General features: G+C 70.7%; 13 protein-coding genes. 6 read left to right on the top strand and 7 right to left on the bottom strand.

Annotation, left to right across the window (positions count from 1 at the left end):
- Positions 1-4: 4 nt before the first annotated feature.
- A complete protein-coding gene (locus tag ACVTJA_RS30590; RefSeq protein WP_465825044.1) occupies positions 5-1,171 on the top strand; it encodes a hypothetical protein in 1,167 nt (388 codons plus the stop codon).
- 120 nt (positions 1,172-1,291) lie between these two features.
- Here ACVTJA_RS30590 and ACVTJA_RS30585 read toward each other — a convergent pair whose 3' ends face one another.
- Entirely contained in the window at positions 1,292-2,272 is a 981-nt protein-coding gene (locus tag ACVTJA_RS30585; RefSeq protein ID WP_465825043.1) for an NADPH:quinone reductase, read from the bottom strand.
- Between the two features lie 73 nt (positions 2,273-2,345).
- Here ACVTJA_RS30585 and ACVTJA_RS30580 point away from each other — a divergent pair, with 73 nt between their 5' ends.
- Complete coding sequence (locus tag ACVTJA_RS30580) at positions 2,346-3,260, top strand: LysR family transcriptional regulator (protein ID WP_465825042.1); 915 nt, start codon at positions 2,346-2,348, stop codon at positions 3,258-3,260.
- A gap of 72 nt (positions 3,261-3,332) precedes the next feature.
- On the opposite strand, the gene ACVTJA_RS30575 is transcribed toward ACVTJA_RS30580, so the two are convergent.
- Positions 3,333-4,982, bottom strand: a complete 1,650-nt coding sequence (locus tag ACVTJA_RS30575) for a sensor histidine kinase (protein ID WP_465825041.1) — start codon at positions 4,980-4,982, stop codon at positions 3,333-3,335.
- A complete protein-coding gene (locus tag ACVTJA_RS30570; protein WP_465825040.1) occupies positions 4,951-5,655 on the bottom strand; it encodes a response regulator transcription factor in 705 nt (234 codons plus the stop codon). The genes ACVTJA_RS30575 and ACVTJA_RS30570 overlap by 32 nt, the downstream gene beginning before the upstream one ends.
- Before the next feature lie 113 nt (positions 5,656-5,768).
- Here ACVTJA_RS30570 and ACVTJA_RS30565 point away from each other — a divergent pair, with 113 nt between their 5' ends.
- Complete coding sequence (locus ACVTJA_RS30565; protein WP_465825039.1) at positions 5,769-7,118, top strand: hypothetical protein; 1,350 nt, start codon at positions 5,769-5,771, stop codon at positions 7,116-7,118.
- A 359-nt stretch (positions 7,119-7,477) separates the two neighbouring features.
- Here the strand turns inward: ACVTJA_RS30565 and ACVTJA_RS30560 are convergent, their stop codons facing one another.
- The 3 genes from ACVTJA_RS30560 to ACVTJA_RS30550 all read right to left on the bottom strand — a co-directional run bounded on the left by ACVTJA_RS30560 (position 7,478) and on the right by ACVTJA_RS30550 (position 11,509).
- Positions 7,478-8,311 carry a hypothetical protein gene (locus ACVTJA_RS30560; RefSeq protein ID WP_465825038.1) on the bottom strand — a complete coding sequence of 278 codons (834 nt, stop codon included), beginning with the start codon at positions 8,309-8,311 and terminating at the stop codon, positions 7,478-7,480.
- Positions 8,312-8,412: 101 nt separating this feature from the next.
- A complete protein-coding gene (locus tag ACVTJA_RS30555; RefSeq protein ID WP_465825037.1) occupies positions 8,413-9,975 on the bottom strand; it encodes a Dyp-type peroxidase in 1,563 nt (520 codons plus the stop codon).
- Entirely contained in the window at positions 9,914-11,509 is a 1,596-nt protein-coding gene (locus ACVTJA_RS30550) for a hypothetical protein (RefSeq protein WP_465825036.1), read from the bottom strand. The genes ACVTJA_RS30555 and ACVTJA_RS30550 overlap by 62 nt, the downstream gene beginning before the upstream one ends.
- 299 nt (positions 11,510-11,808) lie before the next feature.
- On the opposite strand from ACVTJA_RS30550, the gene ACVTJA_RS30545 reads away from it, so the two are divergent.
- Both ACVTJA_RS30545 and ACVTJA_RS30540 read left to right on the top strand, forming a co-directional pair.
- Positions 11,809-15,873, top strand: coding sequence for a protein kinase domain-containing protein (locus ACVTJA_RS30545; RefSeq protein ID WP_465825035.1), 4,065 nt, complete (start codon positions 11,809-11,811; stop codon positions 15,871-15,873).
- Positions 15,874-15,956: 83 nt separating this feature from the next.
- Positions 15,957-16,616: an RNA polymerase sigma factor gene (locus ACVTJA_RS30540; RefSeq protein ID WP_465825034.1), complete on the top strand. Its 660-nt coding sequence runs from the start codon at positions 15,957-15,959 to the stop codon at positions 16,614-16,616.
- A 6-nt stretch (positions 16,617-16,622) separates the two neighbouring features.
- Here the strand turns inward: ACVTJA_RS30540 and ACVTJA_RS30535 are convergent, their stop codons facing one another.
- Positions 16,623-18,596 carry a vWA domain-containing protein gene (locus ACVTJA_RS30535; protein WP_465825033.1) on the bottom strand — a complete coding sequence of 658 codons (1,974 nt, stop codon included), beginning with the start codon at positions 18,594-18,596 and terminating at the stop codon, positions 16,623-16,625.
- Positions 18,597-18,833: 237 nt separating this feature from the next.
- On the opposite strand from ACVTJA_RS30535, the gene ACVTJA_RS30530 reads away from it, so the two are divergent.
- On the top strand, positions 18,834-20,486 hold the full coding sequence (locus ACVTJA_RS30530; protein ID WP_465840549.1) for an MbnB/TglH/ChrH family RiPP precursor modification enzyme: 1,653 nt from the start codon (positions 18,834-18,836) through the stop codon (positions 20,484-20,486).
- Positions 20,487-20,502: the final 16 nt, after the last annotated feature.

Raw genomic sequence — 20,502 nt, 5'->3', positions numbered from 1 at the left:
CGCCATGTGGACCCTTCCTCTCGTCGTCGGATTGCTCCTGGGCACGGCCGATACGTCGGTCCCATCGGGCACCGCCACCGTGCCGTTGGACCAGCTCATTCCCCTCTACAAGCAGCATGAGGCCGCGCCCGCGCCTCCTCCCACCGAGGCCCTGGTGAAGAGCCAGCTCCAGGGCCGCCTCTCCGCGGACTCGCTCCACGTCGTGGGCCAGTTCGACGTGGAGGTGCTCGCGGACGCGCGCTGGACGCAGGTGCGCCTGCTCCAGCTCGACGCGGACACCTACCCAAGCGAGCTGCCCACGCTGGAGGGCGCCACGGTGGGCGTGGTGGACGGGTACCTCTGCCTCGTCACGCGCAAGGCCGGCCGCTATGCCTTCGAGGTGAACCTTGCCGTGCGCTCGCCGGGCGCGGGTCCCGAGCGGCGCGTGCAGCTGCGCTTCGGTCCACACGTGGCGCCGGTGCCGCTGAAGCTGGAGGCTGACACGGCCGTCTTCACGCTGATGGAGCCGCTGCCCGTCTCGGGCGGTGAGTCCTATTCCGTCTATCCCGTGCAGGGCGCGCTGCGCATCGGCTGGCGCGCGGCCATGGCGCAGGCGGAGAAGAGCCCGAAGCAGCAGGTGCGCCCGCCGTTGGAGCCGCGCATCACCGAGGGCACCGCGTCCTGGGTGTCCACGCTGGAGGGTCGCGCCACGCTGCGCGTGAGCTACGCGCTGAGCCTGGACCGCGAGCAGCCGCTGGAGCTGGTGCTGCCCGAGGGCCACCGGCTGGAGCGCATCACCCTCAACTCCGTCCCCGTGCCGGTGGAGACGCAGGACGGGACGCTGAAGCTGAAGGTTGCGCCCGCGCGGCTCGGTGAGACGAGCGGCACGTTGGAGGTGGTGCTGGCGCGAGAGCTGGGCGTGTTCCATCTCTCCGGCAAGCTGAAGCTGGAGCTGCCGCGCGTCTCGTGGCCGGTGGCCGAGCTGCGTGCCCGCGCGCACTTCCCCGCGGTGTTCAACTACCGCCGCGAGGGCGGCAGCCTGGAGCAGGTGGAAGCCGCTGCCGCGACGGATGCGGCCGAGGCGGACCTGCCCGGAAAGGAATTGAACTTCCGCCAGTACCTCGTGGCGGCCTCCGCGCCGACGCTGGAGCTGGGCTACTCGGTGGACATCTCCAACAGCTACTTCCGCTGAGGTACGTCAGCGGAAGTGGAAGCCCTCGCGCGGCACACCCCGCGCGAGGAGCTCCTCTCCCGGCATGACGTTCACCCGGGCATCCGTTTCGCAGGTGGGCCGCGTCCGACGCATCCGCGTTCAGGTCAGCTCGACGACGACGTTGCCCACGACCTTGCCGTCCTCCACGAGCGCATGTGCCTCGGCGATGCGCTTCAGGGGGAGGACGTGAGTGACTCGCGGCGTGAGCGCGCCGGAGCGCATGAAGCGGTCGAGCTCCGCGAGCCCTCGCGCCAGCACGTCCTCCTGGAGCTCGTACACGAGGTAGCCCCGGACGTTGAGCGTGCGTAGCAGCAGCATGCGGGCGTCGAAGGACTCCACGACTCCCGTGGTGCCGTAGACGGCGATGGTGCCATGGTCGGCCGTCACGCGGAGGTCCAGCGCCGCGTTGCGCGCGAAGTCCACCTCCACCACCAGGTCCACGCCACGTCCGCCCGTGGCCGCGAGGATGCGCTCGGCGGCATCCGCTGCGCGGTAGTCGAAGACCTCGCTCGCTCCGGCCTCGCGGGCGATGGCCGCCTTCTCTTCGTTGCTCACGGTGGTGAAGACGCGAGCGCCCATGGCCCTCGCGAGCTGCACCGCCGAGTGCCCCACCGCGCCCGCTCCGCCGTGGACGAGCACCGTCCGGCCCTCCACGGGTACGAGGTCCAGGCCCCTCCACGCGGTGAGCGCGGGGATTCCGAGGCAAGCGCCCTGGGCGAAGGACATCGTCTCCGGGAGCACGACGGCGTGCGCGGAGGGGAGGGTGACCCACTCGGCCGCCGTGCCGAAGGGGCGCTTCCATTGGGCGTTGAACACGTAGACCCGCTCGCCCACGCGGGAGGGTGGGACGCCGGGGCCCACCTGGTCGATGACTCCGGCTCCGTCGCTGTGCGGGACGATGCGCGGGAAGGGCAGCTCCGTGCCGAACATGCCGCTTCGTCGCTTCACATCGGACGGGTTGACGCCGGAGGTATGTAGCTTGACCCGGACTTCTCCCGGACCTGCTTCGGGCCTGGGCAGCTCTTCAATCCGCAGCACCTGGGCCGCGGGACCTGTTCTGTCGTAGATGGCAGCTTGCATGGGAGTTACGTAGCCCAGTCGCATCCCGGATGCTCTTGCGTTGGTGCAAGGCCACCATGCGAGGATGCAAGGGATGCTGGAGCCCAATGACCTCAGGGATGTGCTCGCCATCGCCCAGACGCGCTCGCTGGGTGCGGCGGCGCGGAAGCTCGGAATCGATGCGTCGACCATGGGGCGCCGGCTCAGTGCGCTCGAAGCGCGGCTGTCCCTGGCGCTCTTTCTTCGCTCTCGCGGTGGGCTGGAGCTGACTTCGACGGGCGCGAAGCTGGTGCGTGCCGCCGAGCAGCAGGAGGCGCGCCTCGTGGAGTTGGAGCGCGAGCTTCGCTCGGACGAGTCCTCGCTGCATGGGGAGGTCCGGCTGTCCGTCGCGGAGTGGGGGGCTCGGCTGCTCACGCCCATCCTGGCGGAGCTGGCGCGGTCGGCACCCCGGCTGACGGTGACGCTGCTCGTGTCGAACCAGGTGGCGGACCTCGCGTCGGGTGAGGCCGACCTCGCGCTGCGCGTCGGCCGTCCGGAGGAGAAGTCGTTGGCGGCGCGGCGACTGGGTGTCATCGAGTATGGCGTCTATGGGAGCGCGAGCTACCTGGACCGTCGTGGCGTGCCCACGCAGGAGGCGGCCCTCGCCGGTCATGACTTCTGCGTGCTCGAAGGACCTCCCGCGCGACTGCCTCACTTGAAATGGCAGGCACGGCTCATCCGCGAGGGACGGGTGACGGTGCGGACCAACAGCATGCTCGCGTTGCTGGAAGGGACACGCGCGGCGGCGGGGCTCGCGGTGCTGCCCGTGCTGCTCGCTTGCTCATGCCCGGACCTGCGGCGCGTGCTGGATGGCGAGGGCAAGGTGCACAACACGCTGTGGCTCGCCTTTCACGAGACGCTGCGCCGCTCGAGGGTGCTTCGCGCCACCGTGGAGCACCTGACGGCGCGGGTGTCGCCGCTGCTCCATCCGGGAGGAGCTTCGACGGGAGGGGAGAGCTACCTGCGTTGATGCGCCTGCGCGGGTGGCTATCGAGCATCTCCAGCCCGCACTGACGGAACGCGGCCAGGACGGCGCCGCGCATCACCTGCGCTGAATCAACTGCGCGGGCGCTGCCACCACCGCGAAGGCGGCTCCCGGGCTCGCCTCCTGCGCGGGCAGCAGCTCCAGCGCCGCTCCAAAGGCGCGCAGCATGGACTGGGCGATGGTCAGTCCCAGTCCCGTGCCGCCCCGCTCGCGAGCGGTGGTGAAGAACGCGTCGAAGATGCGCGCGCGGTTGGCTTCGGAGATTCCACGTCCGTTGTCCCTCACCACCACGCGCACCGGGCCGGCACCATCCATCTCCACCGCCAGGTCCACGCGCACGCCCTCGCCACCGTGCTGACGCGCGTTGGTGATGAGCTGCCAGAGCACGTCATCCAGCACCTCCGCCGGCAGCGAGAACTGGAGACCCGCCGGCACCGGTGCCACCTGCACGTCCGTCACGCCCTCCGCGCGGGCCCGGGCGGCGAGCCCCTCCAGCAGCGGTGCCAGCTCCACCTGCGCGGGCCTGGCCGTCATCGAGTCCGCGCGCGCCAGCTCCAGCAGCCGCTGCACCAGCCTCGTGAGGCGCCTTGCATCCGCGTCCACGTTGGCGAGGAACCGCGCCCGCTGCTCCGGCGACATGACGTCCGCGCTGTCTCGCAGCAGCTCCACCGCGCCCTGGATGGAGGCCAGCGGTGTCTTGAACTCGTGCGACACATTCGCGGCGAACGAGCGGATGTATTGGTTCCTGTCCCGCAGCGCCGTGGCCATGCCCGCCAGCGCCTCGGACAGCTCGGCCAGCTCGGCGACCACGGGGCGCGCAACAGGCTCGAAGCCAGAAGGGGCGCTCGCGGCGATGGCGCGCGTCTGCTTCACCAGTGCCCGCACCGGCCGGCCCACCAGCGCGGCGGCGGCCAGAGACATCAGCGCCACCGCGCCCAGCAGAACGAGCCCCGTCGCCGTCAGGTTCCACCGGTCCGTGTACACGGCCTTGGCGAAGGTCATCGGCGTGCGCGCCAGCACCACCGCGCCCCAGACGCGCTCTCCTTGCAGCACGGGCAGCGCCACCGAAACGCGGATGCCGGTGTCCCGGCTGAGCGAGGCGAGCGGCGTATCCTCGGGCTCCGCGTAGCGGCGGCGCAGGACGCTGGTGGGCTCTCCGCGCAGGGCCTTCTGCACCTCCATGCGGTCCGCCAGCGAGACGCCGAGCACGTCCGGGCTGCTGCTGGCCACCACGACGCCCTCCGTGTCCACCACTCGGATGCCAGCCAGCGTGGAGGCACGCACCTTCTCCAACAGCGGGTTCATCCGCGAGCCGGCCGCCATCGCGCGAGGCTCTCCGGGCACCGGTGACGGCAGGGGTGTCTCGTCTGGAGGGAGCGGCGCGTCCGATGCCTTCAACGACGGGAGTATGGGTTTCAGCTGCTTGTCATCCGGAACGGGGAAGGGCCAGGCGGAGATGCGCACCCGGCCGTAGCGCTCGACATCCACGTCGCCGCTGAGCTGCTCGCGGAAGACCTCCGCCACCACCGTGCCCTGCGCGATGAGCTCCGTCTCCGTCTGGCGGATGAGCTGGTTGTCGTAGACGCGCACGAAGGACAGGCCCGCGAGCGTGAGCACGAAGCCGGCCACACCCACGGCGGCGAAGACCATCCACAGGCGCGGACGCGCGCGAGGGCTAGGGGAGGGCGAGCCGATAGCCGAGGCCATGCACCGTCTCGATGACTTCCCCACCAGCCGCGGTGAACTTCTGCCGCACCCGGCGCACGTGGCTATCGATGGTCCGGTCGCTCACCACCACGTCGTCGTAGACGCGCGTCATCAGCTCGTCGCGGGTGAACACCTTGCCGGGCACGCGCAGCAGCGTGGCGAGCAGCTGGAACTCCGTGACGGTGAGCACCACCTCCTGCTCTCCCCACCACGCACGCCAGCGCTCCGCGTCCATGCGCAGCGGGCCGCGCTGCTGCATTCGCGAGGCGGGCGGCTCGGGCTCGGGCGCCGCGTTCGACGCGGGACGCGCGCGCCGCAGCACGGCCTTCACGCGCGCTACCAATTCGCGCGGGCTGAAGGGCTTGGTGAGGTAGTCATCACCACCCAGCTCCAGCCCGAGGATGCGGTCCACCTCGTCGTCTCGCGAGGACAGGAAGACGATGGGCAGCTCGTGCTTGCGGCGGACCTCGCGGCACACGGCGAGCCCGTCCAGCTCCGGCATCATGATGTCCAGGACGATGAGCGCGGGCGCGGAGCGCTGCACCTGGGCGAGCGCGGCGCGGCCATCCGAGGCCTCCACCACGTGGAAGCCTCCCTGCTCCAACGCGAAGCGGACGATTTCCCGCAGGTGCGGATCATCATCGACGACGAGGACGGTGGGACGTTCAGCCACGGGCGCGGAGTCTACACGCTCCAAGCCGCCTTCGTTGGGGCGCCTGTCCTCACCCGGCGTAGAGTCCCGGGGTTCTCGCAGTCTCCGCTCCCGCCAACCCGAGGGGCCCTGCCATGAGCCAGCCCGAGGCCGTTCCCAGTCCGTCCGTATCCGAAGCGCCAGACCTCGCGAGCACGAGCACGCTCCCGGTGCCCGCGGAGCCGCGATGGAGCCTGGGCCGGCGCATCGCCTTTCGGTGGGCCTTCGCCTACCTCGTGCTCTTCAACTTCCCCGACATCGCCATGCTCATCCCCGGAAGGCTGTTCGGGTTGACGGGGCGCCACGAGTCGCTGTGGGAGGCGCTCGTCTCCTGGACGGGGGAGTGCTTCCTGGGCGAGGCGGTCTTCCGCATGCCCTCGGGCAGTGGGGACACGCTGTTCGACTACGTCCAATTATTGCTCCTGGCCCTGCTATCGGTGGCGGTGACGCTCGTCTGGTCCATTGCGGACAGGCGCCGCACCGCGTACCCCACGCTGCACGCGGGGCTGCGCGTCTACGTCCGATACCTGCTCATCACCTCGATGCTGAGCTACGGACTGGCCAAGGTCTTCAAGACGCAGTTCCCGTTCCCCGGGCTGGACAAGTTGATGGTGCCCATGGCCGAGGCGTCCCCCATGGGGCTCGTCTGGCGCTTCATGGGTTACTCGACGGGCTACAACATCTTCACGGGCGGAGCGGAGGTTCTGGGCGCGGTGCTGCTGTGCTTCCGTCGCACCACGACGCTGGGCGCGATGGTGGTGGTGGGCGTCATGAGCAACGTGGTGGCGCTCAACTTCTTCTACGACGTCCCGGTGAAGCTCAGCTCGTCGCACCTGCTGCTGATGGCGGGCTTCCTCCTGCTTCCCGACGCTCGGCGGCTCATCGACTTCCTGGTGCTCAACCGCGCCACCTCGCCCGTGGTGCTCCGCACGCCGTTCAAATCCCGATGGATGGAGTGGGGGAGCCGGGCGGTGAAGGTCTTGTTCCTCATCGGGTTCGCCTACCAGTGCACGGCGATGGAGCTGGAGATGCTCCAGATGCGCGCGGACATGGCGGCCAGGTCCGCGCTCGCGGGCATCTACAAGGTCGAGTCCTTCGCATGGGACGGCCAGGAGGTACCCCCACTCCTGACGGACGGCACGCGGTGGAAGAGGCTCGTCTTCAACGAGCAGGACGGCGCGCAGCTCCAGATGATGGATGACTCCCTGAAGCGCTACCGCGTGACGCTGCGTCCGGATGAGCGGGCCCTGACACTGACGTTCATGGATGGGGCCGAGGCGCCGATGCTTCTCGACTACGCCCGGCAGGAAGATGGAGCGCTCATCCTGGAGGGGGCCTTCGGGGACCACTCGCTCCGGGTGCTGCTCTCGAAGGTGGATGCGTCGAAGCTGCTGCTGCTCGACCGCGGCTTCCACTGGATCAACGAACAGCCGTTCAACCGATGAAGCCGAAGGGGCGGGGTACCTCCGTGGGTACCCCGCCGAATGCTGCCGCTACCACCGCCGCGAACGCCGGCGGGGACGAGGAATCGCCACCGCGGCGGCGAGCAGCAGAATGACTGGAATGAAGACGAGCATCGTCTGAGCCATCACCGTCGCCCTCCTTTCAGGAAGTCGCGCACTATGTCGCGCCCCTCTGACGTGCCTTCTGGGGCATTCCTGAAAACACCGCCGGACAGGAACGTGACAGTTGGAGCGGATCCGTCCGCTCTCCTGTGTTCGCGGTGGGTCTGCCAGGGGATACGACGGGGCCCCGCCGCGATTGCATCCAGGCGGGCGGGGCAGGGGTGTTTGGACGGTGACGCCTACAGCAGCTCGCGGGTGACGACCTCGGAGCGCTCCTTGTCGTTCCAGGTCACCTTCCGCGTCTCGCGGCCATTGAAGTACATGGCCTCCTTGTCGCTGATGAGCTTGCGGATGGTGACGCGGGAGAGGAACTGGCTCTCGTCCAGGCCGTGCGTCAGCTCGTAGCGGGGGACGGAGGTGGGCGGCTCGCCCAGCCGGACGCGAATCTCGCCCACGGTGTCCACGTAGTCCGCCAGGCACTCCAACTGGGCCAGCGCGCGCCGCAGCACCTTGTCGGTGCGCTTGCTGAGGACGCGGTCCCAGAAGAGGTAGCCCGCGCCCAGCGTGGCCGCGCTGGTGAAGAAGATGACGAAGTTCAGCGCCGGGTCCAGGTAGCGGTTGTGCGTGAGGCCCTGGTCCTTCGCGGCCTCCGCGAGGATGTCCCTCATGGACTCCACCGCCGTGCGGTGCGCCATCAGCGTCCACTCGCGCGCGTCCTTCTCCGCGCCGAGCAGCAGCCAGCACAGGCCCAGGTGCAGCGCGATCAACGACGTGCGAGCCTTGTCGCGCTCCAGGCCCAGCGCGTCCGTGAAGCTGCCGCGCGCGGCCTTGAGCAGCTCGAGCTGCTCCTCGCGCGTGCGGTGGGGCTTGAGCGCCGACTCCAGGTGGATGCGGCCCGCGTGGAAGGGACCTTCCTGGAGCAGCCGCACGTCGCGGTGGAGCTGGCGCAGCAGCGTGAGCTGCTCCTCCTGCGTCCCGAGCAGTGCCCGCACCAGCGTCGCCGCGGCCGCATCCTCCAGCCTGGCGCCCTCGCGCTTCGGCACCGCCGTGACGAGCTCCTCCCACCTGGACATGCGCGGACTCCCATGTGCTGTGGCGACCATGGATGCTGTGAAGCCCCCCTGCGACACGAGTCTGCCACATCGTGCGGGAGGTCCAGCATGCACGCCCGCGCTCAGCCGCGCGGAGCCGCGCCGAGAGCCGCGAGGAAGCGCAGCGCTTTCAGACTCGGCATAAAAAAATACCCGCCTCCTCGGGTGGTCACGAAACGTTGGAGGTCGGCGACGCATTCGCGCACCGGTTCGCGGGGGATGATGAGCCTTCCGCCGCCGTCGCCGGAGAGTGGGTCCTCCGCGCCCTCCACCCCGCCGAGCTGGTCATAGTGGACCCAGCTGCGCTGGATGAACTCGAACTGGCGGCCCAGGCTCGCGTTGAACGCGAGGAAGAGGAGCCCCTTGCCGGTGGTGTCCTGGTAGCTGAAGCCACGTCGCAGCAGCCGGTGGCGCCGCGTCACCTCCAGCGATGTCTCGGCCTTGGGCGGCAGGGCATCGCGCGGGTTGCAGCGGCGCGCGTGCGCCGTCACCGGGCAGCCGTACCCGTGCAAATCATCGCGCGCGTACTTGAAGCTGTTGTCCACGTCCTTCGGGCCGGCGCGCGACACCGCCGGTGGCTTCGCCTTCTCGCGGAAGAGGAAGGGCAGGAGGCGGTGCAGCGGGCAGCGCTTCGCGGAGGCGAGCGGAGCGCCGTTGCGCCAGCGGCCCACCAGCTTCGCGGCCAGCCACTCGCGGCGGTCCTCGGGCGTGCCCTCCGGCGCGAGGTCGGCGTTGCGCTTCAGGAAGTCGTCGAACGCGTCCACGTCCTGCTCCAGCTTGCGCACCACGAGGTAGCTGCCGTTGTGGCCCAGGTCCCTCCAGTCCGTGCGGCCCGGGCTGTCCCGCAGCTCGTTCGCGACGTCGAGCCGCGCGGGCACGCAGGGCGACAGGGGGTAGTCCTCGTACTCGTTGGCGTGGCCGAGGATGAACTCCCCGCGCCTCACCGGGCGGTCATAGTCGCGAGGATGTCTGCCGGAGTCCCTGACGCCCTCGATGCGAGGCTGGGACAGCCCGTCCAGGAAGCCGAAGTGGTCCCGGAAGTAGCCGGGCGGGTCATCGGGGCGCTGCTCGCGGTGGCCCTGCTGCACGAACACTTCGCGCAGTCCCTGCCCGGCCGCGCGCATCCGGTGGTCATGGAGCAGTTGATTCATCCGCTCGCCATTCGAGGCGTAGAGCAGCAGCAGCACATGGAGGTCGCCTTCGTGCCGCGTGCCGCCCAGCTCCCAGCGGTCCGGGTCATTGTCCCCCACGTCGCGCAGGTGCTCTCGCGCGCGGTGGGCCATGCCCTCGCGCAGCTCGAAGGGCAGGGTGGCCAGCACCTCCTCCGGCAGCCCGAGCGCCGCGAGGCCGTGGGGCGTCAGCGCGACGTTGACGCACGTGTAATCCTTCCCGCGCTCGCGCCTGGTGCGCTGGTGGTTCCCAGGGTCCGCGGACGTAATCGCGTCGCGGGCCAGCTCGCCGAGCCATTGACGGCAGCGCTCCGCGTCCTCGATGCGGAGGAAGAGCAGCGACAGCTCGCTCATCCGCATGTAGCCGTGCAGCAGCAGGCCCTGGATGTCCCGCAGGTCCAGTTCGGTTGGAGACTCAGGCGACTGCGTGCTGCTTCGGGACGAGGTGCGGGCGGAGTCCAGTGGGCTCGAGTACATGGGGCTTCCTCCAGAGCTCCCGCCACCGCGCACGGAGGGCGGCGGAGAGCGCGGGCAGCAGGTGGCTCACGCGGGCCGGGAAGGGCAGCTTCGCCGGGCCAGGATTGTTGGCGCCCCGGGACAGGAACGCGGCGAAGGCGCGCCTCGCGGCCCAGTCCCGCAGCGGCCGGTCGATGCGCTCGCGCCCGAGCAGCTCGCGCAGCCGGAGCGCGTTGTGCAGCAGGAGCAGGGAGTGGCGCTGGTACGGGCCGCCGTCCAGCGCGGCGCTATACCAGACGCGCGTGGGCACCTCGTGTCCGCGCAGCCAGGCCTTGAAGGGCTCCACGGGCAGGCGCATCACCCAGCCTCCCCACCACTTCCGCTTGGGGAAGAAGCCGCGCGTCTTCTCGGGGAAGCCGTCCGTGTGGCTCCAGATGAGCTCGAGGAAGTTGCGCACGTCCGTGTGGTCCACGAACGAGTCGATGTACGCCTCCCAGCTATCGTCGTAGTTGCTGAGGAAGATGAGGTGCTTCGTTCCGTCGGCTGCATCCGAGTGCAGCAGCCAGCGCGCGCAGTGGATGGTCTGGATGTGGGCCATCCCCACGACGTAGCGGCTCAGGCGCTTGTCCACGTTGGGCAGCACCACCTCCGTCAGCTCCTCCGCCAATGGGCCCCCGGTGATTCGGGCCACGTGCACCATCGGGTTCTGCACCAAGGCGTCCGAGGGAGGCGGGGGACTGCGCGCCACGCCCAACTCCGGCGCGCAGGGGCCCGGAAGGCTGGCGGGCCGGCTCTGGCGATGCAGCCACATCCGGAAGCGCAGCAGGTACACCCTGGGCGTCGCGCGCACGTAGCGGTGGTAGGGGTATGTCAGCGTGACGAGGGCCGCGTCGCGCCGGGCGGACTCCAGCCGCTCGTGCCAGCCGGAGTCGAACACGGTGGACGAGACGGACAGCGCCACCTCCCGCAGCTCGCGGTGCAGGTGCGGCAGCTCGCCGCGTCCTCCGCGCCAGGGCGTGTGCGCGAGCAGGCGGGCCCGCGCGTCCAGGTGCCGGTTCACCTCGCGCAGCACGTCCACCGACTCGCGCAGCTCTTCCGGGGGCTCGAAGCGGTACGCGAAGTCCACGTGCCGCGTGGCGGTCTCCGCCCGGTGCCGCAGGAGGTACGCCTCCACCGCGGCCGGGTCCGCGAGCCCTTGCGACGGATAGTCGCGGCACGTCCGGTAGATGTCATCGAACAGCGTGGCTGCGCTGGCCCCTTGCGCGCGCAGCTCCCGCAGCCACGCGACGAAGCCTTGGATGAGCCTCCGGTCGAGCTCACGCGCGTCTCCGTCCTCGCCCGGGACGGTGAAGTCCGCGGCGAAGAGGAGCCGGTCATCCTTCACGTCCTGCTTGGGTGGCGCGAGGTCGATGATGGCCCAGCGCGCGAAGTGGAGTCCGGGCACGCCGGCGAAGAGCGCCGTGCGCAGCCGCATGGCCTCCGTTAGCGAACGTTCGAGGGCGGTGAGCGCGTCCGGAAGGATGCGCGTGATGACGGTGGCTGTGCCGTGGCGCATGGACGTGTCCCCCCTTGATGCGGGCTCCCAAAGAGCGAATCCGCGCGCCACAGATGTGACGCCGGACGGGGGCGGAGAGAACGGCACGGCGGCGGGGTCGCGCCCGCTCGTCCCGCCCCGGGGAACGAGGGCAGACGGGTGCGGCGATGCCCTGCCCCGGACCCGAGGGTGATGCGAGCCCCCGTGCGTGGGAGGACGGCCAGGGCAGCCACCATGCGTTTCCTTGTTGTGCCCGGACACCGTTCCTAACGTGAACCGGGGCGGCGCCGGGCGCGAGCCGTGCCGGGGGGAATTCGGCGATGCCAGACTGGACTGGTGACAACAGACAGCGCGAGGGCTCCAGGCCGGAGTACGACCCGGACCTGGAAGCACTCGACCGCGAGGACTTCGAGGACACCTTCCTGCGCCGCGTGGCGCGGGCCTCGGTGCCCCCCCGCCTGCCCGTGCCGGGCATGCGGCTGGGAGACCGCGATGGCCGGCGCTACGAGGTGCTGGAGGAATTGGGCGGCGGCGCCATGGGGCAGGTCTTCCGCGCGAGGGACCAGGTGCTGCAGCGGCTGGTGGCGCTGAAGTTCCTCATTCCGCACGAGTCCCTCGCCGAGGCGCCGATGATTGCCCTCCTGCGGCAGGAGGGGCGGGCGATTGCCCAGTTGGACCATGAGCACATCGTCCGAATCTTCAACGTGGACGTGTGGAGCAGCGAGCCGGGTGAGCCCCCGGTCCCCTTCCTCGTCATGGAGTGCCTGGAGGGCGAGTCCCTGTCCGCGCTCCTGCGACGCGGGAGGCCCGGCCCGCGCAGGGCCATGGAGATTCTGGATGCGGTGGCCGCGGGGCTGGCGCACGCGCACGAGCACCACATCGTCCACCGCGACCTCAAGCCCAGCAACGTCTTCATCACCCGCAAGGGCGTGGTGAAGATTCTCGACTTCGGCCTCGCGTGGCTCGCCGCCGCCAGCGCGCCGCCCGACGTGTCGCTGTCCACCGCGGGCACGCCCCCGTACATGTCTCCCGAGCAGTGGCGCGGCGAGGCACAGGACGCACGCACGGACCTGTGGTCCGCGGGCGTGCTGCTCTTCGAGATGCTCACCGGCGAGCCGCCGTACACGGGCAACCCGGAGGAGATTCGCGCGCGCGTGACGTCGCCGGACCCCGCGCCCTCGGTGCGCGAGCGCGTGTCGGCGCTGCCGGAGGCGGTGGACCGGATGCTGGCGTCGCTGCTGGCGAAGTCGCCGGACGAGCGGCTCGGTTCCGCGGTGGAGTTGCGCGAGCGCTTGCGGCAGGTGGAGGAGGGACTGGCGCCCCGGCACCGGATGTCGCGCATCGCCGCGCCGCAGCGGCGGCAGGTGACGCTGGTGGCGTGCCGGCTCGCGGACGTCGAGGGGCTGACGGCGCGGCTCGACGCGGAGGACGTGAGCGAGCTGGAGGCGTCCTTCCACCGGAGCTGCTCCGAGGTCATCCAGGAGTACGGGGGCTCCGTCGTGCTGTGCGTGGGGGAGGAGGTGCTCGGCTGCTTCGGCCACCCGGTGGCTCGCGAGGACGACTCGGAGCGCGCGGTGAACGCGGCGCTGCGCGTGGCCACGGCCCTGGCGCCCGCGCTCCAGGAGTCGCTGCTGCTCCCTCCTGGGCGTGAGGTGGCCCTGCAGGTGGGAATCCACACGGACATGGTGGTGATGGACGGGACGTCCATCCAGGGGGAGGCCCCGCGCATGGTCACCTGGATGGCGCGGCAGGCGAAGCCGGCCACGGTGTACGTCAGCGACGCCACGCTGGCGCTGGTGCGCGGCGCCTTCATCACCCAGCCCACGGAGCCCATGCGCTTCACCGGCCTGTCCGGCGTGCGCGATGTGGCACTGCACCAGGTGCTGCGTCCGCGCCGCGCGGCGAGCCGTTTCGACCGCAAACTCGTGGCACGGCCGCTCACTCCGCTGGTGGGGCGGCGCGCGGAGCTGCAATGCCTGCTGGGCTGGTGGGAGCAGGCGAGGAGCGGGCACGGCGTGTGCGGCCTCATCACCGGCGAGGCGGGCATGGGCAAGTCGCGCCTGCTGCGCGAGGTGCGCGAGCGCGTGCCGCCCTTCACCGCGCTCCGTTTGCGGTGTCAGTGCTGGCCCCAGGCGAGCACCAGTGCCTTCGCGCCCATCATCGACCTGCTGCGCCACCTGCTCCAACTGGACACGCAAGACTCGCCCTCGCAGCACCGCGCGCGGCTGGAGGCGGGGCTGGGCGCGCTCGGCCTGGGGCATCAGCGCACGTGGGTGCTGTCCGGTCTCGTGGGCCTGTCCGGCGGAGGGGGCGTGCCGCACCTGCGCTACACGCCGGACCGGCTGAAGCAGGAGACGCTGGAGTCGTTGACGGCCCTGCTGCTGCGGCTGGCGGAAGAGCGACCGGTGCTCGCGGAGGTGGAGGACCTGCACTGGGCGGACCCGTCCACGCTGGAGCTGCTGGGTGTCTTGTTGGAGCGCTTGCCGAGCGTACGCACCTGCCTGCTGCTCACCGCGCGCCCCGACTTCCGCCCGCCCTGGCCCGTGAGCTCGCGCATCCGGCGGCTCTCGCTGGAGCGGCTGCCGGCCGCCATCGCCGGGGAGCTGGTGCGCAAGGCGGCGGGACGGCAGGGGCTGCCCTCGGAGACGGTGGCTCGCCTGGTGGCCCGCACGGACGGCGTCCCCCTCTTCGCGGAGGAGCTGACGCGCACCGTGGTGGAGCAGCCCGACGTGGAGCGCGGGCCGCCGCGCGCGCTGGCGTCGTCCGTGCCAACGTCGCTGCGTGAGCTGCTGCTCACGCGGTTGGACCGGTTGCCCGCGTCGCAGAAGGAGCTGGCCCAGTTGTGCGCCGTGGTGGGGCGCAGCTTCTCGCACGCACTGCTGGCCTCACTGTCGGGCCGGACGGACGGGGCGCTGCGCAAGGACCTGGCCGGGCTCGTCGAGGAGGGATTGTTGCTACCCGAGGAGGGGACGGAGCCCCGGTTCATCTTCCGGCACGCGCTCATCCAGGACGCGGCCTCGGACTCGCTGCCGCGGCACCAGCGGCGGCAGTACCACCGGCGCGTCGCGCGCGTGCTGGCGGAGCAGTTCCCCGAGGTGTCGGACGCGCAGCCGGAGCTGTTGGCCTGCCACTACGCGGAGTCGGGGCAGGTGGAGGCGGCGCTGCGCTGGTGGGCGCGCGCGGGCGAGCTGGCCAGCCACCGCTCGGCGAACGTGGAGTCCTTGAGCCACTTCCGGCAGGCGGTGGACCTGCTGCGCACGCTGCCGTCCACGCGCGAGCGCGCGGGTGAGGAGCTGAAGCTGCTCATCGCGCTGGAACAGCCGTTGATGCAGGTGCAGGGCTACCACTCGGCCGAGGGCGAGCAGGTGTACACGCGCGTGCGGGCACTGATGCGCGAGCTGGAGGAGGACCTGCCGCGGTTGGACCCGCCGTACTGGGTGTCGTACGTCCACGCCTTCGCGCGGGCGCGGTGGGACGAGGCGCACGAGCTGGCGGAGCGACTGGTGCGCCTGGGTCGACGCCATGGCCAGAAGGAGCTGCTGGCCCTGGGCTACCGGATGATGGCCACCGACTTCTTCACCTGGGGCAAGGTGCGCGCCGCGCTGGAGCATGTGGAGCTGGCGCTCGCGTTCTCCGACTTCGGGTTGGAGCAGCAGCAGGCGCTCGCGGTGAAGCACTGGGTCAACCCGCGCGTGGCGGCGCTGGCGTACGGGGCGGTGGTGCAGGCGGTGGTGGACGCGCCGGAGCGCTCGCGCGAGTACGGGCGCCAGGCCCTCCGCCTGGCCATGGACATCGGCCACCCGAACACCACGGGCTTCGCGCTGCTGTATGTGTCGCTCGCGTGCCAGTTGCGGCGTGAGCCACGCGAGGCGCTGGAGCTGTGCGACCGCAACATCGCACTGTCTCGCGAGCACCACTTCCGTCTGTGGCTCGGCTGGGCCTCGCTCATCCGCGCGTGGGCGCAGTCGATGCTGGGCAACGCGCGCGAAGGGCTGGCGTTCATGGAGGCCGCCCTGGCGCAGTGGCGGCGCTCCGGCTTCGAGGCGGGCCTGCCGCATGACCTGGGCATGTTGGCGGAAATCCACCTCATCCTGGGGCAGTCGGAGGAGGCGCTGAGCGCGGTGCGCGAGGCCCTCGAGCGGGCCGAGTCGACGCACGAGCTCTCCTACGAGGTGATGCTGCGGGGGCTGGAAGCGGAGGCGTTGCGCGGCCTCGGACGGGAGGCGGAGGCGCGTGAGGCCTTCGCGCGGGCACTGCGCGTGGCGGAGGAGCAGGGGGCGCTGGGCTACGGCAGGTTGGTGCGAGAGCGCCGGGTCGGCCGTCCGCAGGTGGAGATGCCGCTGGTACCGGGCGCTCAGGCGGAGGGCCCGGCGCCCCTTGCGTGAAGGGACCGGGCACGAGTGAGTCCGCGTCACGGCGCGCACGAGGGCACTCATACCGTCGGGGAGCAGAGCAGGAGCGTGACGAGATGACATCTCCGACGATGCAAGAGGGCGCGGGCGACGAAGCGGCCGCGGCGCGCGAGCAGGTGGAGGCGCAGCTCCACGCGCAGTGCCTGCGAGGAGAGTACGGGAATGCGGTGGAGCTGGCGATGCGCGCCTACGGGCCGGAGATCCGCCGGCTGATGGCGTCGGTGCTCCACAACCCGGAGATGGCGAAGGATGCCTTCAGCCTCTTCAGCGAGAATCTGCTGAAGGGACTGCCGGGCTTCCGGTGGGAGAGCTCGTTCCGGACGTGGGCCTACCGGCTGGCACGCAATGCCTGCTACCACCAGCTCCACACGCCGGCCTCGCGTGAGCAGCCGGTGAGCGAGCCGGGAGCGAACGAGGCACAGCGGCAGCGCACGGATACGCAGCCTTGGCGGCGCACGGCGGTGAAGGAGCGGTTCCGCGCGCTGCGTGACCAGTTGGAGCCGCACGAGCGGATGCTGCTCATGCTGCGCGTCGACCAGCGGCTGGCCTGGACGGAGATTGCCCGGGTGATGGCCGAGCCGGACGAGCCCGTCACCCGCGATGCGCTGAACCGCCGCGCCACGGCGCTGCGCCAGCAGTTCCAGCGAGTGAAGGCGCGGCTGCGGGCGCTCGCGATTGAGCAGGGGGTGATTCCGGCGGACCGGCTTGATTCGTAGGGAGGACTATCGCGCCGCGACACCACGGAGCAGGGGCCGGGCCTTTTCGAGCAGGGAGAGGAACTCCTCGCGCTCGGCGTTGCCGGCGGGCGTGGCCGCGCGGGCGATTTCGCGCACGGACTCGAAGCTCCAGCGGTCCGCATGCGGACTGCGGCGCAGCAACTCCGCCGCGCCCATGACGGCCGTCGCGAAGCGAAGGTCGGCGCTCGCGTCCTTGAAGTGGGTCGCCAGGGCTCCGGCGGGGAAGCGGTACGCGCGCTCCGTGGCGGACTCGCCGCGAGGCCGCTTCGCGCGCACGCGTACGGTGGCGAGGCCTTCGCCCGCGTTCGGCTTCAGCTCCACCTCGTACAGCGCGGTGACGGTGTGCCCGGAGCCAATCTCTCCCGCGTCCACGCGGTCATTGCGGAAGTCGCGGTCCGCGATGTCGCGATTCTCGTAGCCCACCAGCCGGTAGCGAGACACCTGCGCGGGGTCGAGCTCGACTTGCAGCTTCACGTCCTGGGCGATGACCTCCAGCGTCCCGCCGAGCTGCTCCTGGAAGATGCGGCGCGCGGCCAGCAGCGAGTCCACGTAGTAGTGGTTGCCATTCCCCTGGTCCGCGAGATGCTCCATCATCGTGTCCTGGTAGTTGCCCATGCCGAGGCCCACGGTGGTGACGGTGATGCCCTCCTTCACGTGGCCGCGGATGCGCTTGAGGATTTCCTCGTGGCTCGTCGAGCCGACGTTGGCGTCGCCGTCCGAGAGGATGACGATGCGCGAGACGGAGCCGCCATCCAGCGTCTTCATCGCTTCCTGGTAGGCCAGCTCGATGCCGGACGCCATCGCGGTGGAGCCACCCGCGGACAGGTCCTCGATGGCGGTGTGGATGAGCGCCTTCTGCTCCATGCCCGTGGGCGCCAGCACGCGCCGCACGTTGCCCGCGTACGTCACCAGCGCCACGGTGTCGCCGTCACGCAGGTTGTCCACGAGCATCCGCAGCGCGCGCTTCGCCAGGGGCAGCCGGTCCGGTGACTGCATCGAGCCGGACACGTCCACGAGGAAGGTGAGGTGCGCGGGCTTGCGCTCGGAGATGGAGAGGCGGCGGCCCTGCACGCCCACGCGCAGCAGGTGACGGCCCGGCGTGAATGGCGACGGCGCGGCGTCCAGGTGCACGGCGAGCGGGCCATCACTCGCGGCGGGCTCGGGGTACGTGTAGCGGAAGTAGTTGAGGAACTCCTCCACGCGCACGGTCTCCTTCGGAGGCAGCGAGCCCTCCAGCAGCTTGCGCCGTGAGAGCGTGTACGACGCCGTGTCCACGTCCACGGCGAAGGTGGACAGCCGGTCCTCGGACGCGGTGACGAAGGGATTCACGCCGTAGTCGCGGTAGCCCTCGCCGGAGGAGGGCGGCTCGGCCTGCACGACCTGGCCCTTGGGCGAAGGGCCGGCGAGCTTGCCCCCGAGAATCACAGCGGACTGGCTCGACGAGGCGGCCATGCCACTGCCGGAACCGTAACCGGAGGCGCCCGCGCCGTAGGAGCCCATTCCGCCACCGCGCCCCTTCGTGCCGATGCCACCGATGCCACCGCCTCCGGAGCCCTTGCCGCTCAGACCGAGGCCCTTCCCCTGCAGGTCTCCACCGCCAGCTCCAGTGCCACTCAGGCCGAGCCCGCCGAGATTTCCGTTGGTCGCCTTCATGGGCATGCCGGATGGCGCTGGCGCGGGTTTCTTCGAGGCTTCGAAGGGGAGCATCGGGTCTGCGGACGTGCCTCCGGATACCGCGCTGCTGGGGGCTGCCGCGCTCTCGGCGGGCGGGGGCGCATCGACCTGGGGCGCCTGCGATGCCATGCGCCCCTCCGTCCGTTGCTTCTGTGCCGGGGCGATGAAGTAGTTCCGCTGTGCTTCGGCCTGCTCACTGTCCTCCCGTGAACGGCAGCCCGACACCGTGCTCCCGAGCGCGAGCGCGCACACGACTCCCATGACGGCCTGATGCATCCGCCTCATTCGCAGCCTCCGTGTTTCCGAATCGCGAAGGCTTCCGACAGCGGCACGCGCGAAAAGGTTCCCGCGACCTCACGGCATGGCGTGGACTCCGCGGCGAGGTGTGAAGGGGGAGGGGACTGCACCGCCATCCCGGCTGCTCGCCGTGACTCCGAAGAAGCACGCGCTGTCGCGCTGCAATCCGACAGGTGAAGTGCTTCCACCGTGGCGGTGTCAGCGGAGCGCGTCTACGTTGATGGAATGACGTACGTGGAAGCCGACATGTGGACGCTGCCCTGGCGCGGGCTGGGGCTGAGCAGCAACCTGAGCACGGCGGACGTGCCTCAACCGTACAAGCTGCTCGATGCGTCTCCGGGCCTCCTCGACTTCGTCGAGTACAGCGCGCCGTTGTCGCTCGATGAAGCACGCGCGCACGCATCGCTGTTCCCGGAGATGTGGCGCCGCCGCGAAGACGTGCCGGTGCTCTTCCATCCCGTGCACCTCAACCTCTGGGGACCGGAGCTGGAGCCGGCGTCGGTGCTCGCGGAGCTCGATGCGCACGCACGCGCGGTGGGCAGTCCGTGGGTGGGCAATGACGTGGGCTGGTGGCACGTGGGCGGCCAGCCCTTCCCGGGCTACCTGTACTTCACTCCGCCGTTCAACGAGGCGGGCCTCATCGACTGCGCGGCGCATGCGCTCCATGTGCAGAAGCACCTCTCCGTGCCGCTCGTGCTGGAGAACCCCGCGGTGCTCGCTCGGCGCGGTGAGTGGCACGTGCTGGACTTCATGGCGCGGCTGCACGCGCGCACGGGACTGCCGCTGCTGTTGGACCTGGGCCACCTCTTCAGCCATCAGCTCTCCGCGGGCCTGCCGCTGGAGACGGGGCTCGATGGCTTCCCGTTGGACAAGGTCGTCGAAATCCACATCGCCGGTGGCGTGGTGACTCGCCGGGGCTCGCGTCAGTTCTACGTGGATGACCACACGCAGCCGGTGCGCGAGGAGTTGTTCGCGTTGCTGGAGTCTCTCGTGCCGCGCTGCCCCTCGCTGCGCGCCGTCACCTTCGAAGGAGACGGGCACCCGTCCGAGGTGGCACTCCTCTCGCTGCGTCGTCTGCGCAAGCTCGTGCCCGCGGGGCCACGGCCTGCGCTGTCACTGCGCGCGCCTCGCGAAGTCACCGTGCTGCCGCTGACGGGAGACAGTCGCCCGTGGGACTTGTTCGACGCGGGCCACTGCTCGAGCCCCGCGCCCACGGTGGACGATGTGGAGGGCACGCAGGCGGACCAGGACTTCCGGCTCGCCGTGATTGCCGAGGTGCTGGACAAGGAGTGGCCGCTCACGCGCCTGCTCGTCGCGGGAACGCGCGAGGGACTGGCCGCCTTTACCAGCTCGCCCGAGTACCGCGGTCTCTTCGGCGGCACGGGCCGCTCGCTGGGACAGGTCTTCTCCCGGTGGGCCATGCGGTACCTGCGCGGGCACCGCGACGAAGGCGCCTCCGCCGCGCTGGCGCTGGAGATGCTCCTGCCCACGCTCTTCCTCCGCCCGCTGCCGGCGCCCGGTCCAGGGCAGGTGGGACTGGCCGAGGACGTACGGCCGGGTGCGCTCCCGGCGGACCTGTCGGAGTTGGTCTTCGCCGCTCGCGCCGTGCGCCGGCACCTCACGGCCCGTGCGTGGGCCTGTGGTTCGCTGGAGATGTCCGGCCTGGAGTCTCTGGCGCAGGTGGCTCGCCGGCCGGCGCCAGGGCCATGGAACTTCCTCGTCCGCCGCAGAGGGGGAGGGAGCTTCGAGGTGCTCACCACGCCGCCCGCTCTCACGGAGTGGCTGCGCAAGCTCGCCCTGCGAGCCGTGCCGGTAGAGGAGGCACCCGCCGGGTTGCTGGCCGAGGCCCAGGGGCGCGGGCTGATCCGCCGGGGATAAAACGTCGGGAATTGGA

Source organism: Pyxidicoccus sp. M6 (assembly GCF_055568925.1).
The sequence above is the reverse complement of the archived record's forward strand: the minus strand, read 5'-3'. Positions and strand labels throughout refer to the sequence as shown.